This is a genomic window from Pedobacter sp. GR22-10 (assembly GCF_026239715.1).
In the GTDB taxonomy this organism is placed as follows: domain Bacteria; phylum Bacteroidota; class Bacteroidia; order Sphingobacteriales; family Sphingobacteriaceae; genus Pedobacter.
Map to the genome: position 1 here is coordinate 1,357,095 of NZ_JAPIVR010000001.1, position 26,439 is coordinate 1,383,533.

General features: G+C 40.2%; 19 protein-coding genes and 1 riboswitch. Of the genes, 14 read left to right on the top strand and 5 right to left on the bottom strand.

The features are described from left to right. Positions 1-72 precede the first annotated feature (72 nt). Positions 73-831: an ROK family protein gene (locus tag OQX64_RS05800; protein WP_088301627.1), complete on the bottom strand. Its 759-nt coding sequence runs from the start codon at positions 829-831 to the stop codon at positions 73-75. A 160-nt stretch (positions 832-991) separates the two neighbouring features. On the opposite strand from OQX64_RS05800, the gene OQX64_RS05805 reads away from it, so the two are divergent. The 7 genes from OQX64_RS05805 to OQX64_RS05835 all read left to right on the top strand — a co-directional run bounded on the left by OQX64_RS05805 (position 992) and on the right by OQX64_RS05835 (position 12,245). Beyond that, a complete protein-coding gene (locus OQX64_RS05805; RefSeq protein ID WP_265818009.1) occupies positions 992-2,206 on the top strand; it encodes a sterol desaturase family protein in 1,215 nt (404 codons plus the stop codon). A 613-nt stretch (positions 2,207-2,819) separates the two neighbouring features. Then, positions 2,820-5,993, top strand: coding sequence for a SusC/RagA family TonB-linked outer membrane protein (locus OQX64_RS05810; RefSeq protein WP_265818010.1), 3,174 nt, complete (start codon positions 2,820-2,822; stop codon positions 5,991-5,993). A gap of 11 nt (positions 5,994-6,004) precedes the next feature. After that, on the top strand, positions 6,005-7,573 hold the full coding sequence (locus OQX64_RS05815) for a SusD/RagB family nutrient-binding outer membrane lipoprotein (RefSeq protein ID WP_265818011.1): 1,569 nt from the start codon (positions 6,005-6,007) through the stop codon (positions 7,571-7,573). Positions 7,574-7,585: 12 nt separating this feature from the next. Next, positions 7,586-9,094 carry a DUF5689 domain-containing protein gene (locus OQX64_RS05820; protein WP_265818012.1) on the top strand — a complete coding sequence of 503 codons (1,509 nt, stop codon included), beginning with the start codon at positions 7,586-7,588 and terminating at the stop codon, positions 9,092-9,094. Between the two features lie 60 nt (positions 9,095-9,154). After that, positions 9,155-10,564, top strand: coding sequence for a calcineurin-like phosphoesterase family protein (locus tag OQX64_RS05825; RefSeq protein WP_265818013.1), 1,410 nt, complete (start codon positions 9,155-9,157; stop codon positions 10,562-10,564). A gap of 59 nt (positions 10,565-10,623) precedes the next feature. Beyond that, on the top strand, positions 10,624-11,529 hold the full coding sequence (locus OQX64_RS05830) for a glycerophosphodiester phosphodiesterase family protein (protein ID WP_265818014.1): 906 nt from the start codon (positions 10,624-10,626) through the stop codon (positions 11,527-11,529). Positions 11,530-11,552: 23 nt separating this feature from the next. Continuing rightward, on the top strand, positions 11,553-12,245 hold the full coding sequence (locus tag OQX64_RS05835; protein WP_088301633.1) for a GDSL-type esterase/lipase family protein: 693 nt from the start codon (positions 11,553-11,555) through the stop codon (positions 12,243-12,245). Between the two features lie 99 nt (positions 12,246-12,344). Here the strand turns inward: OQX64_RS05835 and OQX64_RS05840 are convergent, their stop codons facing one another. Beyond that, positions 12,345-12,797, bottom strand: a complete 453-nt coding sequence (locus tag OQX64_RS05840; RefSeq protein ID WP_265818015.1) for a hypothetical protein — start codon at positions 12,795-12,797, stop codon at positions 12,345-12,347. A 76-nt stretch (positions 12,798-12,873) separates the two neighbouring features. Then, the gene (locus tag OQX64_RS05845) at positions 12,874-13,650 is read right to left on the bottom strand and encodes an XRE family transcriptional regulator (protein ID WP_088301635.1); all 777 of its coding nucleotides are present in this window, start codon (positions 13,648-13,650) and stop codon (positions 12,874-12,876) included. 131 nt (positions 13,651-13,781) lie between these two features. Between OQX64_RS05845 and OQX64_RS05850 the strand changes: the two genes are divergently transcribed. Next, positions 13,782-14,132 carry a GIY-YIG nuclease family protein gene (locus tag OQX64_RS05850; RefSeq protein WP_029285173.1) on the top strand — a complete coding sequence of 117 codons (351 nt, stop codon included), beginning with the start codon at positions 13,782-13,784 and terminating at the stop codon, positions 14,130-14,132. 72 nt (positions 14,133-14,204) lie between these two features. Here OQX64_RS05850 and OQX64_RS05855 read toward each other — a convergent pair whose 3' ends face one another. Further along, positions 14,205-17,378 carry a peptidase MA family metallohydrolase gene (locus OQX64_RS05855; RefSeq protein ID WP_265818016.1) on the bottom strand — a complete coding sequence of 1,058 codons (3,174 nt, stop codon included), beginning with the start codon at positions 17,376-17,378 and terminating at the stop codon, positions 14,205-14,207. 141 nt (positions 17,379-17,519) lie between these two features. Next, entirely contained in the window at positions 17,520-19,967 is a 2,448-nt protein-coding gene (locus tag OQX64_RS05860; RefSeq protein WP_265818017.1) for a transglycosylase domain-containing protein, read from the bottom strand. Positions 19,968-20,110: 143 nt separating this feature from the next. Here OQX64_RS05860 and OQX64_RS05865 point away from each other — a divergent pair, with 143 nt between their 5' ends. From OQX64_RS05865 to OQX64_RS05890, 6 genes are all read left to right on the top strand, one after another. Next, the gene (locus OQX64_RS05865) at positions 20,111-20,989 is read left to right on the top strand and encodes a polyphosphate kinase 2 family protein (RefSeq protein ID WP_265818018.1); all 879 of its coding nucleotides are present in this window, start codon (positions 20,111-20,113) and stop codon (positions 20,987-20,989) included. Positions 20,990-21,062: 73 nt separating this feature from the next. After that, a riboswitch (cobalamin riboswitch) is annotated at positions 21,063-21,253 on the top strand. Positions 21,254-21,349: 96 nt separating this feature from the next. Then, on the top strand, positions 21,350-23,227 hold the full coding sequence (locus tag OQX64_RS05870; RefSeq protein WP_265818019.1) for a TonB-dependent receptor plug domain-containing protein: 1,878 nt from the start codon (positions 21,350-21,352) through the stop codon (positions 23,225-23,227). A 39-nt stretch (positions 23,228-23,266) separates the two neighbouring features. Beyond that, entirely contained in the window at positions 23,267-23,857 is a 591-nt protein-coding gene (locus OQX64_RS05875) for a DUF6580 family putative transport protein (RefSeq protein WP_088301641.1), read from the top strand. Between the two features lie 140 nt (positions 23,858-23,997). After that, complete coding sequence (locus OQX64_RS05880) at positions 23,998-24,939, top strand: ABC transporter substrate-binding protein (RefSeq protein ID WP_265818020.1); 942 nt, start codon at positions 23,998-24,000, stop codon at positions 24,937-24,939. Positions 24,940-24,947: 8 nt separating this feature from the next. After that, the gene (locus OQX64_RS05885) at positions 24,948-25,631 is read left to right on the top strand and encodes an SIR2 family NAD-dependent protein deacylase (protein WP_265818021.1); all 684 of its coding nucleotides are present in this window, start codon (positions 24,948-24,950) and stop codon (positions 25,629-25,631) included. Then, complete coding sequence (locus OQX64_RS05890) at positions 25,624-26,343, top strand: diphthine--ammonia ligase (RefSeq protein ID WP_265818022.1); 720 nt, start codon at positions 25,624-25,626, stop codon at positions 26,341-26,343. The genes OQX64_RS05885 and OQX64_RS05890 overlap by 8 nt, the downstream gene beginning before the upstream one ends. The last annotated feature ends 96 nt before the right edge of the window (positions 26,344-26,439 follow it).

Below are 26,439 nucleotides of genomic sequence, written 5' to 3' on the forward strand. Positions count from 1 at the left end.
ACTTACAAATGAATATAGTTGATTTTGATGTTAAAAGATTGTAATAATTAACAACAGTACATAGTGTAAGTTTTACACTTTTGGATGAACAGTAAAAATATTGTACTTATCAGCTAGTTTCCAAAGTTTTGCACCACCTTTAATACCATCTCTGTTTGTTACCAATGTAATGTTGCTGTCCAGTTTAAAATCAATCTGTTTTGAATTTCCGCCACCAATATAAAGCGCATCGTAATTAAAAACAGTTTTATAGATTTCGATGATTTTCTTTAAACGTTTGTTCCATCGTTCTGAACCAATGTCTTCAAAAGCCTTATTGCCGATGTAATCGTCGTAGTCTTCATCTTTGTTGATCGGGAAGTGTGCCAGTTCCAGGTGTGGTAGCAGTTCGCCGTCAAACAGCAATGCGGTTCCAAATCCGGTACCTACAGTAAACACAATCTCAAAACCCTTGCCTTCCACCACGCCCAATCCCTGCTGATCAGCATCATTTACCAATCTTACCGGCTGATTTAAAGCATCAGCTACGCGTTGGGCCAGGTCTACATCTGCCCATTTATTTTTAGCCAGGTTTGGTGCGGTCTTCACCATCCCGTTCTTTACATATCCCGGAAATCCGATAGAAACGCGGTTATAAGTTTTCGGAATGGGTTTAATCAGATCCTGTATACCTGAAACAATATCTTTTGGTGTTGCACCCGCAGGCGTTTTACTTTTCATATATTCTGACAGCATATTTCCATCTTCGTCCAGTAAAACTGTTTTGATACTTGTTCCGCCGATGTCAATGGATAGGATATTGGTTTGTCCGACTTTTTTTTCTGCTGCCATATGAATGTTTTTATATAAACTGATTTCTGCAAATTAATAGAAACAATAAATATTAAACGAATAGAATGGCAACTAATTTAAAATAGTAAACTATATAATCTATATAATTAGTAGATTATTTATATGTTTGCGGTATTGATATTCAAGAAATGTAATCATCATGACTGTAAACTACCTCGCATTTGCCATTCCTGCTTTTTTTGTTTTTGTGTTCATTGAGTATAAAGTTGCGCAGCAAAGAAAGCGGAAAGAGGTATTTAAGTATGAAAGTTCCGTTGCTAATTTCAGTGTAGGTATCGCCGAGCGGTTATTGAATTTATTTATTGCAGCCAGCTTTTACCAGGTATATGAATGGGTTTATCAGCATTATGCTTTATTTCAGATTCCGAATAAATGGTACATATGGTTGCTTTTATTACTGGCTACAGATTTTGTCTGGTACTGGTATCACCGTTTAGGGCATGAAATTAACATTCTCTGGGCTGCACATATTGTACATCATCAAAGTGAGGAATTTAATTTTACGGCTGCCGCCCGGATTACCACCATTCAGGCCATTTTCAGGAATGTTTTCTGGTGCGTCCTGCCACTGATTGGCTTTCAGCCGTCGATGATCATTACCATTCTGCTGGCACATGGTGCTTATTCCTTTTTCACCCATACACAACTCATCGGAAAGATCAGCTGGCTGGAAAAGGTGTTGATCACGCCCTCACTCCATGGTGTTCACCATGCTTCTGATGAAAAATATCTGGATAAAAATTATGGTGATGTTTTTGTTTTCTGGGATAAGCTTTTTGGTACTTTTCAGCAGGAAGAAGAACCACCTCAATATGGATTAACGCACCCCATTAAAAGCTATAGTTTTCTGTGGCAGCATTTTCATTATTACCTCGAAATAACAGCAGCTTACCGGCTGGCACATGGCTTTAAAGCAAAATGGAATGCCTTATTCGGAAGTCCGGCATTGATGGATCAAAACATCAGGCCGGTTCTGGAAGCCCGCTATTTCCAGGATAAACAAAAGAAACGATCTACTTTTAAATTTAAAAAATACCTCAATATGCAGTTGGTTGCGGTGGTTGCCACTCTAACGCTTGCCACGATGTTTTTCCCTTATTTAAGTGCTCTAGACAAATGGGCTATCCTGGTCTTCGTTTTAATCACTTTAATCAATATTGGCGCTTTACTGGAACAGAGAAGATGGATCTGTTACCTGGAGGCTTTCAGGTTAATAGGATTAGTTGCCTATATTTTTTATGTGCTCCAGATTTTTACCTGGGTCGTTTTACCAATTATCCTGCTGGTTGTTTTAGAGAGAACTTATTCTTTAAGAAAACTTTACAATAAGTATATATTAAGTTATAATGGTTAACTAAATTGGGTTTCTTTATGTTTCGATATTTTATATCATTAAAATGTTACTTAATGTTATTGAATTAATTTGAACAGGCAGATCATGCCTGTAAATTTCCAATAGCCTACAATTTAATCCTACAATTGTTCCTTAAAGATGTCTGTGCATCGATATTTTTAGTTTCTCTTCTGATTACCACCTTTCTTTTTTCTTACTGATCGATATTTTTAATGCAAAATTCCATTCGATTTCGGTAGTTATTGACAGTCAATGTTTGTAATTACTGTTATTCGTTATTACTTTCGTTTTACGTTAAAGATAATATTTCGAAATATAATGTAATTAAAATAAAACAATTCGAAATTAATCAAGACCTATTGGTATACCTTAATGTGCAGTTAACATATTTTTAACGTGAACAGGCTTACTTTGCTCCTGAATTGGGAAGGGGTAAATCGAATTAGATGATACTTACTAACCGAATATAACGAATATGATTAAAAAATTTACTCGAAAATTTTACCTGCCGCAATGTCTTGCACATTTTAAGGAATGTAATCCGAATAATGGTCTCAAATTCGAAAAAAAGAGGAACCGCTTTCATTCAGGATGTAGACTGTTTGCTGCTATCATGGTTTTACAACTAATCTGCTTTAGCCATGCGTCTGCTCAAATTAACCCTGCCAACATCATTGTAAAAGGAACGGTTCTGGATGATGAGGACGGACAGATTTTAGTAGGTACTACCATAACTGATGATAACAGAAAGGTTTTAGGGGTGACCAATGAAAAAGGAAACTACGTTATTAATGTTGCTAAAGGCACCAAGGTAGTCTATAACATGGTCGGTTACACCACTGTCAGCCGCGTTTTTAACAACAACGAAAATAATGTAGTCATCCGTTTAGCTTCTTCAGCCAGTAACCTGAATGAAGTGGTGGTTACAGCCTTAGGGATCAAACGTGATGAAAAGGCATTGGGTTACTCGGTTACGCAGGTGGATAGTACTTCCTTGACAAATGCCGTTTCCAGCAACTGGACAGAATCACTCTCTGGAAAAGTAGCTGGTTTAAATTTGGTGCGTAACAGTGGTCCGGCAGCTTCTAATAAAATTATTTTACGTGGTGAAAATAACCTTACCGGAGACAATGAAGCGTTAATTGTAATTGATGGGGTAGTAGCCAGCAGTTCTGCCAGGCGTACAGCAGGTTCATCAGGAGGTGTTTATGGAACATCAGGTGATGTGATGCCGGCCGATTTTGGTTCAGCACTCAATGACCTTAATCCTGATGATATTGAAAGTGTTACCGTTTTGAAAGGTCCGGGCGCTTCGGCATTATACGGGCAGCGTGGTGCAAATGGTGCCATCATTATCACCACCAAATCAGGCAGGGCCAATAAGAAGTTGAACATTACCTTTACGTCAAATAGTACCTGGGAGCAGGTGAATAACAGCCCTGCAGCGCAAAATCAGTTTGGTCAGGGTCAGTTTGGTGTACCTTACTTTTCTTACGGTGCAACAGAAGATGGGCCCAGCACCAATGGAACCAGTTCAAGCTGGGGTGCACCATTTGGCACAGGCGCCAGTTTTTACCAATATGACCCGGCTACCAAGACCCGGGGCACCACCCGCACACCATGGATGGCCTATCAAAACCCGGTAGATGCCTTTTTTCAAACGGGTTTTGAGTCGTTGAATTCCCTGAGCCTGGATGGATCATATAAAGGTGTAGGGATGAGGTTCTCCGCCAGCCATGGCAACAATGAGTGGATTGTACCCAACACCGGACTGGATCGGACTTCAGTTTCGTATTCGGCCAATACGGATGTCAATAAAAGATTTAGTGTATCGTTTAAAGCCGCTTATAACAACAGGCACAGTGATAATCTACCCGCAACCGGTTATGGAAACCAGTCGTTGATGTATTGGTTTATGTTTGCCCAACCCAACGTGAATACAGATTGGTACAGGGATTACTGGGCACCCGGGAAGGAAAATGTACAATTTGTAAATATTACCACGACCAATCCTGAAAGTCCTTATGCCATCTCCGAGCAATACATCAACAAGCAGCGGAGAAACGGAATTTTGAGTAATATTCAGGCTACTTATAAGATTTCAAAAGAATTGAGTTTATTATTAAGGGGTTCAATTGATTACAATAAAGATATCCGCGAAACGCAACGCCCCTGGGATGCGGCCGGAAATAAGTTTGCCCAGGGATCTTACCGCGTACAGGACATTAACTCCTATGAAACCAATTTTGACTTCCTGTTGCGGTACGATAAAAAAATCAGTAACAATCTGCACCTGAATGCCAATGCAGGTGGCAGCCAGATGCGTAATGAATATAAAAAATCTGAACTGCGTGCAGATGGATTGGTTGTGCCGGGAATTTACCAACTGGATAACAATTTGAGCCCGCTGGTTTCTGTACCCGATACAGCAAAATACAGGATAAACAGTTTTTATGCAGCATTATCTTTCAGTTTCAAAAATTACCTGTATTTAGATTTGACAGGCCGTCAGGATTGGAGCAGTACTTTAGCTACGCCATCCAGAACAGATAACGTGGGTTTTTTCTATCCATCGGCCAGTACCTCATTAATCGTGTCCGATTTGTTATCTCTTCCCAAAGTGATCAGCTTCTTTAAATTAAGGGCATCGGTTTCTCAGGTGGGAAGTGGTGGTACCACACCATATCGTACGGCTTACAATTATGGTCTGGCTTCAAATGGTATATATCCCGATAATGCCATGACCAACCCCAATGTGTTGCCGAATCCGAATTTGAAACCACTGAAAACAAACACTATTGAATTGGGTACGGAATTACGCTTATTTAAAAACCGACTTAATTTTGATTTTGCCGCTTATCTGGGCAATACCAAAAACCAGATTTTAAACCGGATTATCGACCGGTCTACAGGTTATAATGTGGCCGTTTTCAATGTCGGCCGCGTGCAGAATAAGGGAATTGAAATTGCGGTAAACGGTACACCTGTTCAAACCAAGAAATTTAAATGGGAACTTACCGGAACGTTTACAGCTAACCGAAACCGGATTGAAGAACTGGCTGATAGTTCAGTAGTGCTGCGCACAGGCGCATTAGGCGGCGGACAAATCGTTGCAAATGTAGGCGGCAGCATGGGTGATTTATACGGACGAGGCTACATGAGATCGCCGGATGGACAAATTATTTATGATTCTGCTACAGGTAATGCCAAAATCAGTACTTCTGATCTCATTTATCTGGGAAATACCATGCCTAAATTCAGGTTTAGTTTTGGCTCTACCTTTACTTATGATCATTTCAGTATCAATGGTTTGTTTGATGCTCAGTTAGGCGCAGTAGCCCACTCTTTAACATTTTCACGAATGGCTTCCCTGGGGAAATTAGACCTTACCTTACCCGGACGTTATAATGGCGTTGTGGGTGATGGGGTAGTGCAAAATGCAGATGGTACTTACCGCAAGAATGATGTGGTGGCCACCAACCTGGAAAGTTTCTATACCTCACTTTATGGTTCAGATCAGGCCGAAGGCAGTGTATTCAGAACCGACTACCTGAAATTCAGGGAAGCAAATATCACCTATGCCTTTGGTCCGGCTTTCTTAAAAAGAATCGGTTTTACCAGACTTACCATTGGTGCTTATGGCAGAAATTTATTTATATGGTCGCCATGGCCGGCATTTGACCCGGAATTCGGCACATTATCCGGTAGCGACATTGTGCAGGGCTTTGAAACAGGTCAGTTGCCTTCTACCAGAAGTTATGGTGTACGTTTAGTGGTGGGTTTATAAAATTATAGATAATGAAGACAAAAAATAAAATAACCAGTTATATATTATTATCAGCACTCTGTTTATCAGCCCTTTCCTGCAAGAAAGATTTTAATGAGGTCAATACCGATCCGATCGGTCGTACCAATACTACAGCAGGGCAGTTACTGGCGCCCGCGCTCGTTAATGTATTATCAACCAATATGGTGCGTAACCGCAATTTCAACAATGAGTTGATGCAGGTTACGGTCGATATCAGTGATGCAGAAGGAAAAGTTTTCAGGTATGATGTTCGCCGGAACTGGGCAGATTACACCTGGAACAATTGGTATCTGGAATTAACCAACCTGAGGGATATTTATACCATTGCAAACCGTCCGGAATCTCTGAATGCATCCTATAAAGGGATATCTTTAATCACACAGGCCTGGGTTTTCCAGCTGTTGACAGATGTTTATGGTGATGTGCCTTATTTTGAAGCCAATAAGGGTAAAGAAGGCATAATAGAACCTGCTTTTGATAAACAAAAAGACATTTACCTGGATTTGTTAGATAAATTGGAAGAGGCCAATAAACTGTTAGCCACAGGCACAACGATTTCAGCCAATGCAGATCCGGTTTATCAGGGCGATATCAATAAATGGCGCAGATTTGGCAACTCACTTTACTTAAGGTTACTGCTTCGCATTTCAGGAAAGTCTGATGTAAGTGCCCGGGTAATTGCTAAAATCAAGGAAATTGCAGATACCAATAAGGCCAATTATCCGGTTATGGAGAATAATAGCCATACGGCAAAAATTCTATGGAACGGAACCAATAGCAGTACAGCCGTTTATTCTTCTCCATTTATGATCAATGTAAGGGCCGTTGATTTCAGAACACCGGCCATTACCGATTTTTTCCTGAGCAACCTGAGTGCTTGGGCCGATCCGCGCATTAATCCCCAACTGGGTAAAAATAATGTAAGCAGGTTTGGAATTGCACCCGGACCAGATGGATATGTGGGCGTACCCAGTGGGTATGATGCAGGTAATTCAATCAAAAAACAATCTTATTTTTATTCTGATGCCACCAATGCTCCATATACTTTGCAAACGGACCGCTATACGGGAATCATTATGAATTGTGCCGAGGTTGATTTTATTTTAGCCGAAGCAGCAGCAAAAGGCTGGATTAGCGGCACGGGTGAAGCCTATTATTTAAAAGGAATAGCTGATGCCGTAAATTATTGGATGCCTGAAAGATTTACCAGTGCGAGCAGTCCGGAGGTGGTGAGTTATGTTAATGCTGCCGATATTGCCTGGAGCAATGCTCTGCCATTGGAAAATCAGGTGCGCAACGCACCAAGTAAGATGCAGTTGATCCACATTCAGAAATATTATGCCCTGTTTATGGTTGATTTTCAGCAATGGCTGGAATATCGCAGAACCAAACATCCTTTTTTACAGGTGGGTACAGGTCTGGCCAACGGTGGAAAAATGCCGGCAAGGTTAAATTATCCGCTGGTAACACAATCTACCAATCCAACTTCTTATCGAAATGCCGTTGCCGCTCAGGGCGTTGATGATATCAATACACTTGTTTGGTGGCAAAAACCCTAATCCTTAAATAAGATGAAAAAAATAATATATTACATGACTGCGCTTCTTCTTTTGGGGAGCACTTTCATGAGCTGCAAGCGCGACAGTGATTATGTATCGGTGAGTCCAAGTCCCTTTATTGCGAACTTTGATTTACGCAAACTTTATAAGAATACAGAAATACAATTAAATACCACCAACTTATCGGGTGCAAGCAGCATCAGGGGTGTGGTCATTTCCGATCAGGCCAGCGGAAATATTCCTGCAGGATTATTGATTGTTCAAAATAGCCGGATTACCGGAAGTGGTATTGATTCTTTAAGGGGAATCGCCATTAATATTGGTACAGCCTCTGCAAATTATGTTCCTGGTGATTCGGTTCATGTTAAAATAGACGGAAGCACCATGAAAAGGGTTGATGGGATTTTGCAGCTTACCGGCGTTAATGCAGGTGAAATTAAAAAAATCTCCTCAGGCAGAAGTGTAAGAACGCAGGCAGTGAATACCGCCACACTGATCAGCCGTCCTGATTTTTACGAAAGCACGCTGATCACGATTAGCAAAGGTGTAACAGCACCCGAGCCGGTTACCGGTGATACCTTTTCAGGAAACAAAGTGATTAATGATGGTTTTGGAAAAGCGACCATTCATACCGAAGCTACTGCTCAGCTGGCTAAATCTGCCATGGTTCCTTTTGCTGATTTTACCGGAATTGTTTTCAGAAATTCAGACGGTTTGCAGTTATGGCCAAGAACTTTAGAAGATATTTACGAACTAGATGTCATCAAAGTATCGCCATTGGTAGTGACCGGATACCTGACGGATCCCGATGGATCTGATGCCAACAATGAATATATACAGTTTAAAGCCACCAGGGATATAAATTTTGCCGTTACGCCGATGTCAATTGTAACGTCTAATAATGCCGGGATTACGGCTGCCCCAACCTTAGGATGGGCAATGGGCGGCGTGCGGACGTATAAGTTTAACATCACCACCGGTTCAGTTAAAAAGGGGCAGTTTTGTTACGTTGGCGGAAGCAATAAGAAAATTTGGGGCTCCGCATCAACTGACATCAGCAATGCTGTCTGGATTGCCGCCAAAGCCTATTCTACATTAAACGGAGATGATTTTGGTACAGCTACCACTAATTTACTGGCGAACAGTGGTAACGTTGCAGGTATTGCTGTGTTTGATGGCACAACGGTAAGTGCAAGTTCGGTTCCATTAGATGTGGTCATGTTTGGTGGGGGTGGCAGCGTCTATACAGCCGGACCACCCGAGGTAGGTTACCGCATCACCAATACCGATAAATACAGTGTCATCCAGAATAGAAAACGTGTCAACTTTTACGGCGGTGGTACCAACACCAGTAAGTATGCATTTCCGGCTACCAGTAACTTTACCATGCTCGGTGGTATTTATGATGCCACAACCGGCTTATGGAGCACCGGAAGAGTAGCCAAAAATGTCGAACTAAAGTCGACCTCACAACTTTCAGAAATTCAACAGGCCACTGGTTTTACAGTTATCGTTAATTAATATATTCAATCAAGCCATTCGTTATTGGTGGCTTGGTTGATGAATTTAAATCCTCCTATTATGAACAGAAGATCTTTCATCCAAAAAACAAGCCTGTTAACCACAACCCTTTTTGTTAGTCTAAAATCTTTCCCTTCTTCCCTTTTTACGGTTGATGGCGTGGTAAGCGGTTTCGTTACCAGTAAAAGCAAAGCCGTAGCTGGTGCCGTCATTTCAGACGGGTACCAGGTTGTTCAAACCGACAAAACCGGCCATTACGAAATTAAATTGAATGATCTGGCCCGCTTTGTCTGGATCAGTACGCCGGCTGGCTATGAGTTTAAAACAGAAAGCAGTATTGCCAGGCATTATTATAAGCCGGATACTGCCGGAAAATTGAATTTTGACCTTAAGGCCCTGAAGCAAAATGATAACAGGCACAATTTCATTATCTGGGCTGATCCTCAGGTTAAAAATAAAAATGATGTGCAGCAAATGATGGAAACTTCAGTTCCTGATACTAAAAAAGTAGTTCAGGGAATGGGTAAAATACCTGTTCATGGTATTGGGGTTGGTGATTTAGTTTGGGACAATTTTGATTTATTCCCGGCTTATGATGAAGCAATCGCACAAATTGGGATTCCTTTTTTCCAGGCATTGGGCAACCATGATCAGGATTACAGACAAGGTGGTGATGAAACATCCGACAGGACTTTTCAAGCACATTACGGCCCTACTTATTATTCTTTCAACAGGGGCAAGGCACATTACGTGGTGCTGGATGATGTCAGGTACTTAGGTACTGAGCGAAATTATGATGGCTACATCACCCCAACACAATTGGATTGGCTGGCTAAAGATTTGCAATTTGTACCGAAAGATGCCTTATTGATTATCTGTCTGCATATCCCGGTACATAACGCTGTAAAAAACAATGATGATTTTTATGCCGTAATTAAGGATTATCCAAATGTTCACATCATGTCTGGCCATACCCACTTTAATAAAAATGTAATTAAAAATGGTGTTTTCGAGCATAACCATGGTACCGTTTGTGGGGGCTGGTGGACGGGGCCAATCTGTGAAGATGGAACACCCCGTGGTTATGGTGTTTATGAAGTGGATGGAACAAAACTGAAATGGCATTATAAATCTACTGGTCGTGATAGAAAAGAACAGCTTGCTGTTTATGTGGAGACTTTAACCAACCAGAAAAGGTTGATAGCCAACGTATGGAATTATGATCCGGAATGGAAGGTAGAATATTTTCTGGATGGGAAAGCAATGGGTACACTGGCCCAACAAGATGGATTTGATCCCCTGGCTGTGAAGTTATACAAGGGTGATAAACTGCCTAACCCAAGATCTTTTGTGGAAGCTTGTTCAACAGATCACTTATTTATGGCACATTTTGATCCTACAGTGCAAAAAGTGAAAGTAGTAGCCACTGACCGGTTCGGAGAGCAATTCGAAGCGGAAGTAACTGCCTGATCACCATTTGTAAAATTATCAGAACATTAAACAATTCAATAAACATTAATTCACAGCAAATGAAATTAGTTAGGTCAGCAATCGTAATTACGGCAGTATCCTTTTTTGCGCTACATTCTTACGGACAAAAAATCATCTCATTTCCGGCATTTAGTGCAGAGGCACATCGGGGCGGGAGAGGGCTGATGCCCGAAAATACAATTAAGGCCATGATCAATACGTTGAACATAAAAGGCATCACCACTTTGGAAATGGATACACACATTACGAAAGATGGACAGGTGGTGGTTACGCATGATGATTATTTGAGTCCCGCATTTATGCTTACTCCTGATGGACAAGATATCCCTGCCACTGATGCAAAGAAATATCCGGTCTTCGGGATGAATTATGCAGCATTAAAGCAGTTTGATTTGGGGACGAAATACTACGATTTGTTTCCGACACAGCAGAAAGTGAAAGCTTATATTCCTTTACTGGCAGATTTAATTGACTCAGTACAATACGATATTAAGAAAAATAAACGCCGGCAGTTTTTTTATAATATCGAAACCAAGTGTAGTCCGCAAGGTGATGGCCTAACCAACCCAACACCTGAAGTGTTTGTGAAATTATTGATGGATGTGATTGAAAAGAAGAAAATTTCGCCTTTTGTGGTGATCCAGTCTTTTGATAAAAGGACCATTCAAATCATTCACGAGAAATATCCGAAAATAAAAACATCCTTTCTCGTGGCCAATAAAAAATCTTACGAAGAAAACATCGCAGATTTAGGCTTTAAACCTTTTATTTTGAGTCCGGTATGGCAAATGGTTACTGCAGAAATGGTGACTAAAGCACATGCTGATGGCGTTAAAATTATTCCATGGACAGCCAATAAACCAGAAGACATTCAAAAATTAAAAGCACTGGATGTTGATGGTATTATTTCTGATTATCCGGATGTGTTAGTTCAGGCAAAATAATTAAGTTTGAAAAAAAGGTTGTCATGAAATTATTTCCATTCCGTAAATGCTTTACTGCGTTCAGTTTATTATTCTTCATAACGGTTGCTGCCAATGCCCAGACTGTTGCCTGGGACAGTACTTACCGGCCTGGTAAATATGTAGAACTGGTAAAAAAGTTTAAAGATGATCCAAAGTCAAAAAAGGATATTGTTTTTTTAGGCAACAGCATTACAGCCGGAACAGACTGGGCAAAACTACTGGATTTACCACAAGCTAAAAACCGTGGCATCTCCGGTGATATTACATTCGGTGTTTTAGAAAGGCTGCAGGATGTGATTGACGGAAAGCCCGCTAAAATTTTTATTTTGATCGGGATAAACGATATTTCCAGAAATATTCCCGACAGCATCATTCTGAGAAATTATAAAAAGATGATTGCAAGCATCAGGAAGGGATCAAGAAAAACACAAATTTATTTCAATACCCTGTTGCCGGTAAACAGTTCATTTGAAAAATTTAAAAATCATTATGGTAAGGATGAACATATTCTTTATCTCAATGAAGAGATCAGAAAGTTTACATCAAAAAACGTTACCGTGGTTGACCTTTATCCAAATTTCACTGATGAAAATCAGCATCTAAGGGCAGCATTAACTAAGGATGGTTTACATTTATTGCCTGCGGGATACCAAGTGTGGGCAGATTTTTTAAAAAGAAGTGGCTATTTAAATTAAAAAGGTTCATTCGTATTAGCTTTCACCATTCAATTTGACACAAAAAAAGTACGGAATTGAATTTCCGTACTTTTTTTATCGAATATTATTTTGCTGCCTTTATCCTTGAGCAGGCGGATTGGATACTACAGGCGCTTTGTCGGAGCGGTCGCCGCGACGAAATCCTTTACGCATCTTTTCACCTTTTTCTCTTGCCTCTGTGCGGAAAGCTTCCATTTTGGTTTTTTGATCTGCGGTTAAGATGGCATCAATTTTTGCCTTTTGTTCACTCATTGATGTTTTACGTTCAGCCATTTTATCTTTCCTATCGCCATGATCGGCTTTTCTCCAGGCCTCCATTTTTTTAGCGTTTTCCAATTCTACGGCATACACCTTAGTTTTTTGATCAGGCGTAAGCGCCAATTGTTTTTCCAGCCTGGAAGTTACCTTTTCTGCCCTTTGTTCTGCAGTCATTGTAGGCATTTGTCTTCTTATCTTTTTGGTACTGTCTTGCGCAAATGCGGCAGTAAAACCCATTACTGCTATTGCGATGGTTAAAATTGCTTTTTTCATGTTCTGATTATTTATGTGTTGGTATAATAGAGCTGAAAAGCATCATACAGTTTAATCGGGCATAAGTTAAAAAGTGTTAATTTTTATTCAGCTGTGAAATAGATTTTTGCATTTGTGCCATCATCTGGGTTAAGGTTTCCATGGTTGGGTCTGGTGCAGGTTCAGGTAAGGAAGTGGATATATAGGCTTTGGCCTTCCAGATTTCCAGGATATCGTCTGCTGCTATCGTGTAGGCATCATATACTTTATTATCAGAAATGAGTTTCAAATCTTTATTTTCTTTAAAACGATTTCCGGCTCTTTTATATACTACGCCTTCGTTTTTGCTGATGATCACATAGGTTTCACCAGTTTTCACTTCATTCCAGTTGTCCAGGTATTCGCCAATAATTACACTACCGGGCTGAACGGGTAACATACTGTCGCCCATAATTTCAAAAGCCCTGAATGTACCCTGGCGAAGCGCAGGTATGGGCAACTGAAACTTTGGAAGATCGCTGATGTATTGCGGATCAGAAAAGCCATTAAGGTAACCGGCACTGGCCTTAACAGGTACCAGTTCAATGTTCTCCCTGTCATTCTGGTCTACCGAAATACTCAACACCCTTAAATTAGATCCGGAACTTTTAGGCTTAGGTTTCCAGCTGTCGCTTATCTTTTCGTTAATAAACTCATCAATGGTTAAGTCAAAATATTCTGCTATTTTTTTTAGCAAATCGTATTTTGGCTCGGCTCTATCTTCCTCATAGGCCCCAATCAGTGATCTCTTAATTTCCATAATATCAGCGAAATTCTGCTGTGTATGGCCCTTTTTCTTTCTGAGATACTTTAAGTTATTTGAAATATTCGACATAAAAATAAAATTTGAAATAAATTTGGAATTACTAAAATAGTTAGTAATTTTATGCTCATAAAGTTAGTAATATTATTTTGAATTGCAAGAAGGTATACTAATTAGTTTAGTTAATTAATATTTTGAAGATTATGAAAAAGTTTGTTTACATCGTTACCGACAGAAATCGCACCAGCATGCACGTAGGCATGAGTTCTGATTTAATTAAAACATTGGATTTCTATAAACAGATGCCAAATTTGTTTTTTGATAACGGGCAACAGTTAACACGTTTGGTATACTTTGAAGAATTTAAAAGCGAAGCACAAGCATTGGCACGTTTCAAAATCATAAGCCGGTTCACCAGAATGCAGAAAGAGCGTTTGGTCAGATCCTGCAATCCGGATTGGATAGATTTAACGATAGGCTTAGACTTTGAAAACATATTGTTGCATAGAAATGTAACCAATCAGATTAACCTGGCCTTTACCAGCTTATCTTAAATTCAAATCCTTCCTGCACAAAAAAAGCGCTCCAATTGAAGTGGAACGCTTTTGAGTGAGGTCAGATACAGATTACCAACCAGGGGCAAAGGTTAAACCAAATACGCCGCCTTTTACATCTTTACGCTGGAACGGAATGGCATAATAAGGTTCAAGTACAAAATACCCGAAAACGTTTACCCGTAAAGAGATCCCTACGCTCATGACAGGCACCCGCTCAGTGGTTGACTGAAATGTAAGTTGTTTTCCACTGCTATCTAAAACCGGATTTCCATTAACATCTTTTAAAGTCTCCGTTACATATGTGGGTTCGCTTTTAAATTTTACCTGCGTATCATTTGTCCAGGCTAAACCGGCATCAAAGAATAGATTTAAATCGCTGAAAAGGAATTTAGATGGTATTGCAGCTAATTTCTTAGGTCCTGTAAATGGTAACCGGAGTTCGAAATTAAAAACAGCAATTTTGCTACCTGTTAACTGATTGATATCAAAAGATTCTGAAGATTGAGCGGAAGTGGTTTTATAAATCGAATTTGATTCATAGCCCCTTACTAAATAGGGGTAACCCACATACATAGGGTAAAGTCGATCTGCATCTTTGCCAATTCTTAAGGTATTATAAGTTCTGGCCGCTATGGTTACTGGTTTTAATCTCCAGTACTTTCTTAAATCTGCAGTTACGCCCGAGAAATTATACGTCCCAAAATATTTTTCTGCACTTACCCGGTATCTGAAACCATCTAACGGACCAGTAAGACCGAAAATAGAATTATCGCCAACAAAGCCTGCATTCAATTGGTAAAGCGTAAAGGAATTAAACGGAATACCATAATCCTGTGAAGCCAATTCATTGGAAATCCTTTTCCGGTCAGCACCAATATAGCTACCTGCTGTATTATAATAATTGCTGTATCTGTCAATCCTGTAACTGTAACGCGAAAATGCGCCACCTAATTCAAAACGATGAATTTTACTGAATGGGTATGCCGCAAAAAGCTGTACCTGATCTTCGAAAGTTCTGATGATATCGGTATTTTGTGCTACCGCATCAACAGTGGTGTTATTATCTGCCGGCAATTTTTCATAGCTAACGGAATTAAATCCTGAAACATAAGGAATGTGAGAAATGGCGGCACCCCAGTTAATTCTGCTTTTCTGGTTAATGTATCCTACCAAACCACCGGCATCATAAATCTGCCCGTTAACAGAGATATTGGCAACGATTTGATTTGTTCCTAAAATATCACTGAACATGCCCACAATTCCACCTGCAACGCCGGTGCCAAAACGGCTTGATGAAACACCAACACCACTATTGGCCAGATAGTCTAACCTGAATTTTGGTTTGTAAGCTACCGTTTTTAAAGAATCTGCCACCACCTTTTCAAACCTGTCGAAATTGTTTAAATTGGAGTTTACAATGTTTACACCTATATTTTCCATAGGCGGCAGTATGGCTGCATCAAAATTTTCATCCTGATTCCCTATTCTTTTGGGTTTGAAGCTATTTAACTTTGCATTGTATAGTGTGTACCGCTGATAGCGGTAATAGCTGTATACAATGTCATCGGTAGTGGAAACGGAAATTGCAGGTGAGAACTCTGTAATACCGCTAATCCCTGTAAAATAATCGGTAAGCTGATCAACGCTGTTATCAGAGAAATTGTATTTATAAAGGTTTCTGAAGCCATCTCTGTTGGATAAGAAATAGATATTCTGGCTATTTCCTGAAAATTGTGCGTTTAAGTTATTGGCGCCAGGAAATACATTTAAATTGCTGACGGTTTTATTTTCAATATCGTAAATGGCTAAATTGATCGGGTTTACGGCCGTGATATTATTGCTTTGAATGGCTGCCCGATCAGAAGAGAATACAATCTTTTTACCATCCGGAGAATAATTGGGTGCGTAATCAGAATAAACATCATTGGTTATCTGAGTGATTTGCTTCGTATCTAAATTGTAAGAGAAAATATCACTCTGTCCTTCTACCATTCCTGAAAATGCAATATCCTTTCCATTTGGAGACCAGGTAAGATTGCCGAATTGTTGTACCTGCTGCATAGATGTCTGGGAAGTGGTTGCTCCGTTTGATACATCAATAATCATCATCTGGTTTCTGCCATGACTGAAAATACTGAAGGCAAACTGCTTACTGTCTGGCGACCAGGCACCGGCAGATTCAATAAAATTAAAATCGTCAATGTGGCCGTTACTGATCTGGCTGCTGAGCTTCCTGATTATTCTTCCGGTTTTGGCATCAGCCAAAAACAGATCAATGCCAAAAAGATCTTTTTCAGACATGAAAGCCAGATATTTTCCATCCGGGCTCAAGGCAGGCGCAACGTTCATATTTCCCGCATTTTTATTATCTATAATTTTGGTTCCTGTAATTTTGATCTGTGAACTATCCGACTTTAACATGGGTTTATAGTGTGCATCAATCGCATTTTTCCATAAGCCGGATAGCGTCTTGTCATCATAACCAAAAGTATATCGAATGGCATTTTCATAGCCATATTTTGCCGTGTTCTTAAATAAGGGAACAATGGTCGTGTCACCATATTGAGATCCAATATACGTCCAGAATGCCTGACCATACCGATAAGGAAAGTATTTATTGGAATTGGTTAGGTCTTTCAATGAAGGGATATCCCGGTTCAGCATGGCATCGCGCATCCACATGGAAGTAAAGGCATCCTTTTTCCCGATAGAAAGATACTCTGCCATTCCTTCAACCATCCAGAGCGGCGTCTGACCCACATTTTCAAGACTGATCGAATCTTTTTCCAGCAGCGTATGGTATTGAAAAGCGTGTACCAGTTCATGCCCCAATACATGTCGTGTTTGACTGTTTAGTTCCATTACCGGCATAATTACCCTGTTTTTAAGTGCTTCTGTCACACCACCGGTACCAATACCGATTTCACCCTGAAGGGCAGTCGTTTGCTGAAAATCAGAATGATTGTTATACAGGATGATTGGATTTTTCTTTAAGAAAGTATCCCTGAATACTTCCTGATGCATCTTATACCAGGTTTCTGCCTCCTGAGAAAATTTCTTTAGTAAGGCTTCATTTTTTATGTAATAATAAATTTCAAAATGCGGTGTCTGCAAAACCTTGAAATCAAGCTTTTTATACCTTACTTTATTTTGCCCGAAATACTGTGCCTGAACCGAAAAAGAAATTACAAGTAAGAACAACAGGGGAAGGTACCTCCTTATTAAAGTAGAGCCTTTTTTCATATATATGTTTAGTGAATGTCGGTTTAACATGCAGAAAATTGATCTATCAAAATTCCGGCATCAAAAATAGTTAATCTTTAAAATATTATTTCTTATTTAACATTTCAGCAACTTATCAGGCTTGATTAGGCAAGGCTGGTCTTAATTATTCTCGTTTTTTTTCTTTTCTCTTTCTTCCTGGCGTTGTTTTCTTTTCAATTCACGTTCTTCTTTTCTGGTTAAGGGAACCGTTTGTACAGGCTGAGCAGGATCCGGATCTTGTTTCTTCTCCTCTTTTTTCACTTCCTGTTCAGTAGGCGTTACCGGATTAACAGGATCAGCCGTTTCTGGTACATCAAATTGAGTAGAATCTACCGCGGCAGTATCTACTGAGGTGGTATCTCTTACATATTGCGGGCTCGGACAGTTATAACTTCTGGTAATTTCTACAGTTGCTTTTGGAAATGGTCCGTAAGAATATCCACTGGATGGATCTAAATATACCTTTTCCATAAATTTAGCAAAGATTGGCAAGGCTGTTCTTGATCCTTCGCCTTGTTCTCCGTTTTTAAAGTGTGCAGTTCTTTCATCACAACCCACCCAAACACCGGTAACCAAATCCTTTGTTAAACCCATATACCAGGCATCTACATAATCAGATGAAGTACCTGTTTTACCACCAATCTGGTTGTTCTTTTTAAATAAATCTGGCCACTCCCATAAGGCCTGAGAGGTTCCTCTTGGCTCTTCCATACCACCACGAAACATATACGTCATTAACCAGGCAATTTCTTCGGTGAGTACACGCTTTGTTTTTGGCTTAAACTCATCAATCACATTATTATCCTGATCGGTAATTTTTTCAACCAGGATAGGATCAGTTTTAACCCCTTTATTCATAAAAGTACTGTATGCCTTTACCATTTCATAAACGGTTACATCATTTGAACCTAAGCTCACTGAAGGAACTGATTCCAGGTGACTGTCAATGCCGCATTCATGTGCAGACTTAACCACATTGTCCCAACCCACTTTTTCCGTCACCTGGGCCGTAATGGTATTCACAGATCTGGCCATGGCCCAGCGCAGGCTCATGTCTTGATAAGTCACACTGTAATCGGCATTTTTAGGTTCCCAGTATTTGGTTTCTCCCTTATCCTGGTATTTAATTTTAACCGGTTTATCAGTAAATTTATCACACGGGCTCATGCCTTGCTCTAAAGCAGTCAGGTATGCAAAGGGTTTAAAAGTAGATCCGGCCTGGCGTTTTGCCTGGTTAACGTGATCATACTTAAAGAATTTATGGTCAATGCCACCCACCCACACTTTAATTTTCCCACTGGCTGGCTCCATGGTCATCATTCCGGTATTTAAAATCTTTCCATAATAACGGATCGAATCCAAAGTTGAAAAGGAAGTATCGCGATCACCTTTGTAGGTGAAAATCTTCATGCGCTTTTTCCTGTTGAAATAAGCCTTAACCGAATCAGGCTGACTGGAGAATTTCTTCATCAGCATGCTGTATACCGGTAAGTTTTTCATGGCCCTTTCCGGATAATCTACTTTATTCTTTTCAGAGTCATACCATGGGTCTTCATTTCCCCAAACACTATAAAACCTGCGTTGCAGGGTTTTCATTTGTTCTGCAACAGCTTCTTCCGCATATTTTTGAAGCTTAGAATCAATGGTAGTATATATTTTTAACCCATCCTCATATAAATCATATCCATTGTCTGTACACCATTTTTCCAGGTATTTGGCTACTGCGGCCCTCAGGTATGAATCACCATCACTGCCATCTTCCAGTTCACCTGCCTTTAGTTTAACCGGTTCCTTTGACAATGCTGTTAAGCTATCATTACTTAAGTATTTATACTTGTTCATTTGCCTTAACACTACATTTCTCCGTTCCAGTGCCCGTTCCGGATTTTTAGTTGGGTTATACATGGTGGTCCCCTTCAGCATGCCCACCAGCATGGCTGCATCCGTAACCCCCAGGTCTTTGGCATCCTTATCAAAATAGATCCTGCTGGCAGTTTTAATGCCATAAGCATTGTTACCGAACGAAACCGTATTCAGATACATGGTGATGATATCATTTTTAGAGTAATTCGATTCAATCTTAACGGCAGTCATCCATTCTTTCAATTTAAAGATCACGGTCCGGACAACCGGGACTTTTGCAAGCAGCCCCTGCGATTTATTGTACCTGGTGCGGTAAAGATTTTTTGCCAGCTGCTGGGTGATGGTACTGGCACCACCTTTTTCGCCTAAGCCGATCACCGCACGGCCAACCGCCTGTGCATCTACCCCCCAATGCTTATAAAAGCGAACATCTTCCGTGGCCACCAGGGCATTAATCACACTGGGTGCTATTTCATTGAAATTGACCGGTGTCCGGTTTTCTTTAAAGTACCTGCCGATGAGTTTACCATCTGCGGTATACAGTTCAGATCCTACACGCAGGGTAGGCATTTTTATATCCTTTGTACTTGGAGAATAACCAAATAGCCATAAAAAATTAAGTTGAAGCGCAGAAAAGAAAATTATTATAAAGAATACAAATATTGCAGAATAACGTAAGTACTTGTTTTTTATCTCTTTAAACATATTGGCTAAGATGGTATTTGATAAATGCTATGGGCGTTAAATATAAAAAACTCTATATGCAAATTAACGTTTTTAATTTACTTATTTTTTAGTTCTATATTTAAAAAAATGGATACACTGAATTATCTTAAACATACATAAGAATGAAAAACGAATTTAAAGCGCTAATTGTACAGGGAGATAAAAAATTTTCTTTAAAGAAGGTAGAAACCGATTATACAGGCACATTTAATAAAGAAAAGGCAAAAGATGAACTGGTTAAAACTAAAATTGAAATCAGCCACCTGCAGGAAAAACTGTATGCAGCCGGCACACACTCCGTTTTAATCATTTTTCAGGCCATGGATGCGGCAGGAAAAGACAGTGCCATTGCACATGTCATGAGCGGGCTAAATCCTCAGGGCTGCCAGGTATTTAGTTTCAAAGTACCTACCGCTAAAGAATATGAGCATGACTTTTTATGGCGGCATTACCTGGCTTTGCCAGAAAGGGGTAGGATTGGGATCCATAACCGCTCTCATTACGAAAATGTACTGGCTTGTAAAGTCCATCCGGAGTATATCCTGAATGAGAAAATCCCTGGCATGGAAGAGGTGAAAAAAGTAAATAAAGACTTCTGGAAAAAACGTTATGAAAGTATCCGTAATTTCGAGTCACACCTTTGTGCTAACGGAACAGTCATCTTGAAATTTTTCTTAAACGTAGGTAAAGCCGAGCAGAAACAACGCTTCCTCGAAAGGATCGAAGATCCGACTAAGAACTGGAAATTTTCATCCGGCGATATTAAAGAAAGAGGGCACTGGGATGATTACATGTCTGCTTACCAGGAAGCTATTAATGAAACCAGTACGGAAAGTGCGCCCTGGCATATTATTCCGGCTGATAAAAAATGGTTTGCCCGCTTAGCCATCAGCGAAATCATTTTAGACAAGCTGAAAAAACTGAACCTTGATTTACCAACAGTAAGCGAAGAAGAAAAAGCTAAATTAGCTGAAACGAAATCGATTTTAATGGCCGAATAGTGAACTAACCATTGAACACTTATAAGAATTAATCAGCCTCAATTTTACTGTTTTACGAATAGCTTTATTTTACTACTTTTGCAGCGCTTTTGGTTTCCGGCGTTTTGTGCCGGAATTAAAAGGGAATGCAGTGTAATTCTGCAACTGTCCCGCAGCTGTAAGCTCTGTAACGGTTTTTAATTCTATGCCACTGTTTTTAACTGAATGGGAAGGCTAAATAACCGGGAGTAAGTCAGAAGACCTGCCACAAGTATATAATTTCATAGCTTTCGGGGATTGAAGCTAGGATTGGAGTACTTAACGGTTTCGTATTTTCATTTCCTTTTCTATCTGTTGGCTGTGGGCAAAACTCACAATCAAATGAACAAAACAAAATTTTTAATTGCGGCAGGCATTGGCCTTGTGCAATTTGGTATTGGCCAAGCCAATGCCCAGGACACCTTAAAACTAAAGGATGTGGTTATTTCTGCAACTAAAAACGATCAGAAACAATCACAAACAGGTAAAGTGGTCAGCATTATCAGTCGCGAAACTTTAGACCGCAGCAATGGAAAATCACTCCCTGAATTAATCAGCGAACAGGCAGGTATCATTGTAGCCGGTTCAGGAAGTAACCCGGGATTAAACAAATCGGTATTTTTCAGAGGGGCAGGAAGTGCCTATGCGGTGGTGCTGATTGATGGTATCGTGCAGAATGATCCTTCAGGAAACGGCGGTGCCTTTGATTTACGTTTATTTTCCATTGATCAGATCGATCATATTGAAATTTTAAGAGGTGGCCAGTCTACAATTTATGGTTCTGACGCCATTGCCGGAGTCATCAATATTGTAACTAAAAAGGGTGGCCCCAAAGGGAATACGGTTTATGGCGTAGCCAGTGCCGGAAGTTATGAAACCTATAAAGGAACGATTGGTTTAAACGGTGCCGTTGACGGGTTTACTTATAATGTAAATTATACACACCAAAAAAGTGATGGCATCTCAGAAGCGGCTACCCCTGCAGGAAACAATACTGAATTTGACAAGGATGGTTATAAAACGGATGGTGTAAGTGCCAATTTCGGAATACAGCTGGATAAACACTTCTCCGTTAATCCTTTTATACGTTATTACAGAGGAAATTACAAAATTGACGAGGGTGCTTTTGCTGACGGATTAGCCGCAAATAACACCACCCTTAAAAACTTCAGCGGCGGACTGAATACCAAATACGATTTTGGCTCCGGTAAAATTAACCTGAACTACAGCTATCAGAACACCTCCAATAATACTTTAAGCAGCTTTAGTGGGTTTCCTTACACCAGCATGGGTTCCGGCAGTATCAGCCTGATTGATTTATTTTACAACCAGAAGCTGGGTGAGAAATTAAATCTGTTGGCCGGAATCGAAAACAGGGAAATGCATTTAACTTCTGGTGCCAACCGCCCTGAAACTAACATTTTTGCCGCGTATGGCTCTTTATTTTTACATGATTTGAGTGTTTTTAACCTGGAAGTTGGCGGACGCTACAATAAACATGAACAATATGGCGAAAACTATACCTATACCATTACCCCGAGCATCAACATCATCAAAGAAATTAAATTATTCGGAACCGTTTCAACAGCATTTAAAATTCCAACGCTTAATATGCTGTTCGGGCAGTATAGCGCAAATTTAGACCTGAAACCTGAAAAATCACAGAATTACGAAGCAGGCGCAAACTTCAGCTTTGCAGATGATCAATTTTCTTTACGTGTAGCTGGCTTTAAAAGAGACTTAACTGATGCCATTATTTATACGCCTGCTCAATACATCAACCAGGAAAGTCAAAAGGTTAAAGGTTTTGAAATTGAACCAGCCGTGAAGGTCTGGAAACTTGACATCAATGGTTATTATTCCTATGTAGAGGGGAACGAGTTCAATAGCATTAACAGCAAAGTTGAAGACTTCTTGTTCAGAAGACCTAAACATACTTTTGGGCTAACAACAGGCATTCAGGCCACTTCAAACCTGTATGTAAATGCTAACTTCAGGTATTTTGGCACCCGTACCGATGGAAATTTCGCCACCTATGCGGTAGAGCATTTACCGGGTTATAAATTACTGAGTGCTTATGCTGAATATGCCTTAGCCAAAAGAAGGGTGAAAATTTTCTTTGATGCCAAAAACATCTTAAACGAAAAATACAATGAAATTATCGGTTATAACACCTTAGGTTTCAACTTTAATACCGGGGTAACTTTTAATATCCGGTAAGAAAATATAACTTTGTATTGTTAATTTACCATAAACGAAATGTCTAACTTAAAATTTAATCCCCGCAACGTTATCCTATTGCTCATGATATTGGTCATTACGGCCTTGCGTTTGCTGATCACCTTTAATTCTGACGCACTTCAGTTTGCCAACTTCTCTTCTATAGGCGCTGTGGCTTTGTTTGGCGGTGCGTACTTTAAAGACCATGTAAAAGCATTTGCATTTCCATTGCTGAGTTTATTTTTAAGTGATTTCATTTTGGCGAATACGATTTTTAAACAATACAGTAATGGATTTCTTTACGAAGGTTGGTACTGGACGTACATTGCCTTCGCTTTAATGGTATTGGTTGGCCGTGTATTATTACGTAAAATAAATGCGGTATCCTTACTAGGTTCTACTCTTGCCATTACTTTAATTCACTGGATCGTCACCGATTTTGGTGTTTGGTTTAAAAACCCATCCTATACACAAGATGTTGCCGGTTTTTGGTTATGCTTAGAAAGAGCCATTCCTTTCGAAATCAGGTTTTTAGAAGGTACATTAATCTATGGCGTGCTTCTTTTTGGTGCCTATGAAATATTAAAATCAAAATTCCCGGTATTAAGATTACAAACGCAAAAGTTATAATTAAACCTATTTTTATTGATAAATCCTCTTTTGATTCCGGTCAGAAGAGGATTTTTTTTATCTTTACTTTTCGCTTTTTGAATTTTGATCAACTGTAAAAAGCAATTCCATCATCATCCTAACGCTAAACATACTGCACCATGAAAGTTGTTTCTTTTTTACCTGCTGCCACTAAAATGATTTATGATATGGGTTTACAGGAGTATCTTTACGGCGTCACCTTCGAGTGTCCGAAAGAAGCTGCTGATCAGCCCAAAATTGTGCGGTGCATCCTGGAAGGTAAAAATTATACCAGTATCGAGATCGACCGGATCTTTTCGGCGTCCAAAGCCCAGGGCAAAAGTTTGTATTGGGTAGATGATGAACTGTTAGCAAGCATTGCACCAGATATTGTGTTCACTCAGGATATCTGTGAGGTGTGTAATATCGATACCGTTTGTACAGCAACAGCAGTGATGAAACTCAGCAAGCAACCTGCGCTGGTTCCATTATCACCGAACAACCTGCAAGACGTTTATGAATGTGCCATAACCATTGCCAAAGCGCTTGGTAAAGAAGAGGTGGCTTTGCATTACCTGGCTAATCTTCAGCAAAAAACCGATGCCATTCTGGATACCTTAAGGGCAAACAGAGCACCACTGAAAAGGGTGATGCTGATGGAATGGATTGAGCCTGTGTACAATTGCGGACATTGGATTCCATTTCAGATTGCAGCTGCAGGTGGCGTGGATATGCTTTCCAACCCGGCGGGAGATTCTATTGTGACCCCCTGGGATAAGATCTTAAAATATAATCCTGAAGTTTTGGTTATTGCGCCATGTGGTTTTGATATCAGCAGAAGTCGGGAAGAAATGGATTTATTAACCTCCAAAAGCGGATGGGAAAACCTCGAAGCCGTAAAACGAAATCAGGTTTACCTTGCTGATTTTGATATGTTTACCCAACCCAGTATAGGTACGCTGGTTGAAGGCATTGAGGCTTTAGCGTGTATGTTTCATCCTGATTTGTTTGTTCCTAATGAACAAATCAGCCGTAAATTCATTAACCTCAGCAGTGCTGTGTTTCTTCATCAGCCAGTTTAAATTTATTTATGAAATTAGTCGTGTTAACGGGGGCAGGGATCAGTGCAGAAAGCGGATTAAAAACCTTCCGGGATAGTGATGGCCTATGGGAAGGATATAACATATATGATGTAGCTACGCCCGAAGCCTGGAAGCGAAATCCTGAACTGGTACAGCAATTTTATAATGAGCGTAGGCGTCAGGTACTTGCGGCACAGCCTAACGCCGCTCATTTGGCATTGGCTGCCTTGGAGCACCACTATGATGTGGAAATCATTACCCAAAATATCGATGATCTGCATGAAAGGGCAGGTGCGACCAAAGTGACGCATCTGCATGGCGTGATCACCAGGTCTCAGTCTGATCGGGTACCCCACCTTACGTATCCCATTCGGGGTGCGGAAATAAAAATGGGCGAACTTTGCGAACACGGGGCTCAGCTGCGTCCGCATGTGGTGTGGTTTGGCGAGCCTGTACCTATGATTGAAGTTGCGGCCGAAATTTGCCGGCAGGCTGATATTTTTGTCCTGATTGGAACATCCCTGGCCGTTTATCCAGCAGCCGGATTAATTGATTTTGTTCCTGCCGGTACCACTAAATACATTATTGATCCTAAAATACCTGATGTAAGTCGCTATCAAAATGTGGTCACCATTGAGAAAGGTGCCGTAGCAGGAATGAATATGCTTAACGCCATATTAGCCGGTGGATAAGAAAGTCTGTATTTTTAACTGGAGTGGTGGTAAAGACAGCACACTGGCCCTGCATTATGCTTTGCAGGATCCTTCCATCGAAATCCGTTACCTGGTGACTACACTAACCGAAAAATATAACCGGGTTTCCATGCATGGGGTGAGGGAAGCTTTGCTGATCGCCCAGGCAAAAAGCATTGGTATTCCGCTGTATCAAATTCGCTTAGGAGAGATGCCGGATATGGAAACCTACGATACCACCATGGCAATTCACCTCAAAAAATTTAAAAGAGAAGGCATTACACATGCTATTTATGGCGATATCTTTCTGGAAGACCTTCGTACTTACCGTGAAAGCAAGCTAAGGGAAGTTGGCCTGCACGCCATCTTTCCACTCTGGAAGAGAAATACAAGCGAGTTGATTGCAGAATTCTTACAGCTGACCTATAAAACCATCATTGTTTGTACACAAAGCAATCTTGAAAAGATCTGTGGAGCAGTAATCACCAGTAGCGTAATTGATGCACTTCCGCCAGCCGTTGATCCTTGCGGAGAAAATGGAGAGTTCCATACTTTTGCTTTTGAGGGACCCATCTTTCACCATAAAATCAGTTTTAGCCTTGGAGATAAAGTATTCAGAACTTATCCTGCACCAGTGCAGAAAGATGATGCTGCCCACGCATCAAAGGCCAAGCCTGCCGTTTCTGGCTTCTGGTATATTGATTTAGTATAGTAAATTGGTGTATGCAAAATTTTTGGCATCATTTTTTCTTAAGTACTGGTAATTAACTAAATCACACACATCAATGAAACCTGCTTGTATGGTTAG

What these genes read in the sequence shown, in the direction of transcription:
- OQX64_RS05800 (WP_088301627.1), bottom strand. Translation starts at nt 831, where the DNA reads ATGGCAGCAGAAAAAAAAGTCGGACAAACCAATATCCTATCCATTGAC.
- OQX64_RS05805 (WP_265818009.1), top strand. Translation starts at nt 992, where the DNA reads ATGACTGTAAACTACCTCGCATTTGCCATTCCTGCTTTTTTTGTTTTT.
- OQX64_RS05810 (WP_265818010.1), top strand. Translation starts at nt 2,820, where the DNA reads ATGGTTTTACAACTAATCTGCTTTAGCCATGCGTCTGCTCAAATTAAC.
- OQX64_RS05815 (WP_265818011.1), top strand. Translation starts at nt 6,005, where the DNA reads ATGAAGACAAAAAATAAAATAACCAGTTATATATTATTATCAGCACTC.
- OQX64_RS05820 (WP_265818012.1), top strand. Translation starts at nt 7,586, where the DNA reads ATGAAAAAAATAATATATTACATGACTGCGCTTCTTCTTTTGGGGAGC.
- OQX64_RS05825 (WP_265818013.1), top strand. Translation starts at nt 9,155, where the DNA reads ATGAACAGAAGATCTTTCATCCAAAAAACAAGCCTGTTAACCACAACC.
- OQX64_RS05830 (WP_265818014.1), top strand. Translation starts at nt 10,624, where the DNA reads ATGAAATTAGTTAGGTCAGCAATCGTAATTACGGCAGTATCCTTTTTT.
- OQX64_RS05835 (WP_088301633.1), top strand. Translation starts at nt 11,553, where the DNA reads ATGAAATTATTTCCATTCCGTAAATGCTTTACTGCGTTCAGTTTATTA.
- OQX64_RS05840 (WP_265818015.1), bottom strand. Translation starts at nt 12,797, where the DNA reads ATGAAAAAAGCAATTTTAACCATCGCAATAGCAGTAATGGGTTTTACT.
- OQX64_RS05845 (WP_088301635.1), bottom strand. Translation starts at nt 13,650, where the DNA reads ATGTCGAATATTTCAAATAACTTAAAGTATCTCAGAAAGAAAAAGGGC.
- OQX64_RS05850 (WP_029285173.1), top strand. Translation starts at nt 13,782, where the DNA reads ATGAAAAAGTTTGTTTACATCGTTACCGACAGAAATCGCACCAGCATG.
- OQX64_RS05855 (WP_265818016.1), bottom strand. Translation starts at nt 17,378, where the DNA reads ATGAAAAAAGGCTCTACTTTAATAAGGAGGTACCTTCCCCTGTTGTTC.
- OQX64_RS05860 (WP_265818017.1), bottom strand. Translation starts at nt 19,967, where the DNA reads ATGTTTAAAGAGATAAAAAACAAGTACTTACGTTATTCTGCAATATTT.
- OQX64_RS05865 (WP_265818018.1), top strand. Translation starts at nt 20,111, where the DNA reads ATGAAAAACGAATTTAAAGCGCTAATTGTACAGGGAGATAAAAAATTT.
- OQX64_RS05870 (WP_265818019.1), top strand. Translation starts at nt 21,350, where the DNA reads ATGAACAAAACAAAATTTTTAATTGCGGCAGGCATTGGCCTTGTGCAA.
- OQX64_RS05875 (WP_088301641.1), top strand. Translation starts at nt 23,267, where the DNA reads ATGTCTAACTTAAAATTTAATCCCCGCAACGTTATCCTATTGCTCATG.
- OQX64_RS05880 (WP_265818020.1), top strand. Translation starts at nt 23,998, where the DNA reads ATGAAAGTTGTTTCTTTTTTACCTGCTGCCACTAAAATGATTTATGAT.
- OQX64_RS05885 (WP_265818021.1), top strand. Translation starts at nt 24,948, where the DNA reads ATGAAATTAGTCGTGTTAACGGGGGCAGGGATCAGTGCAGAAAGCGGA.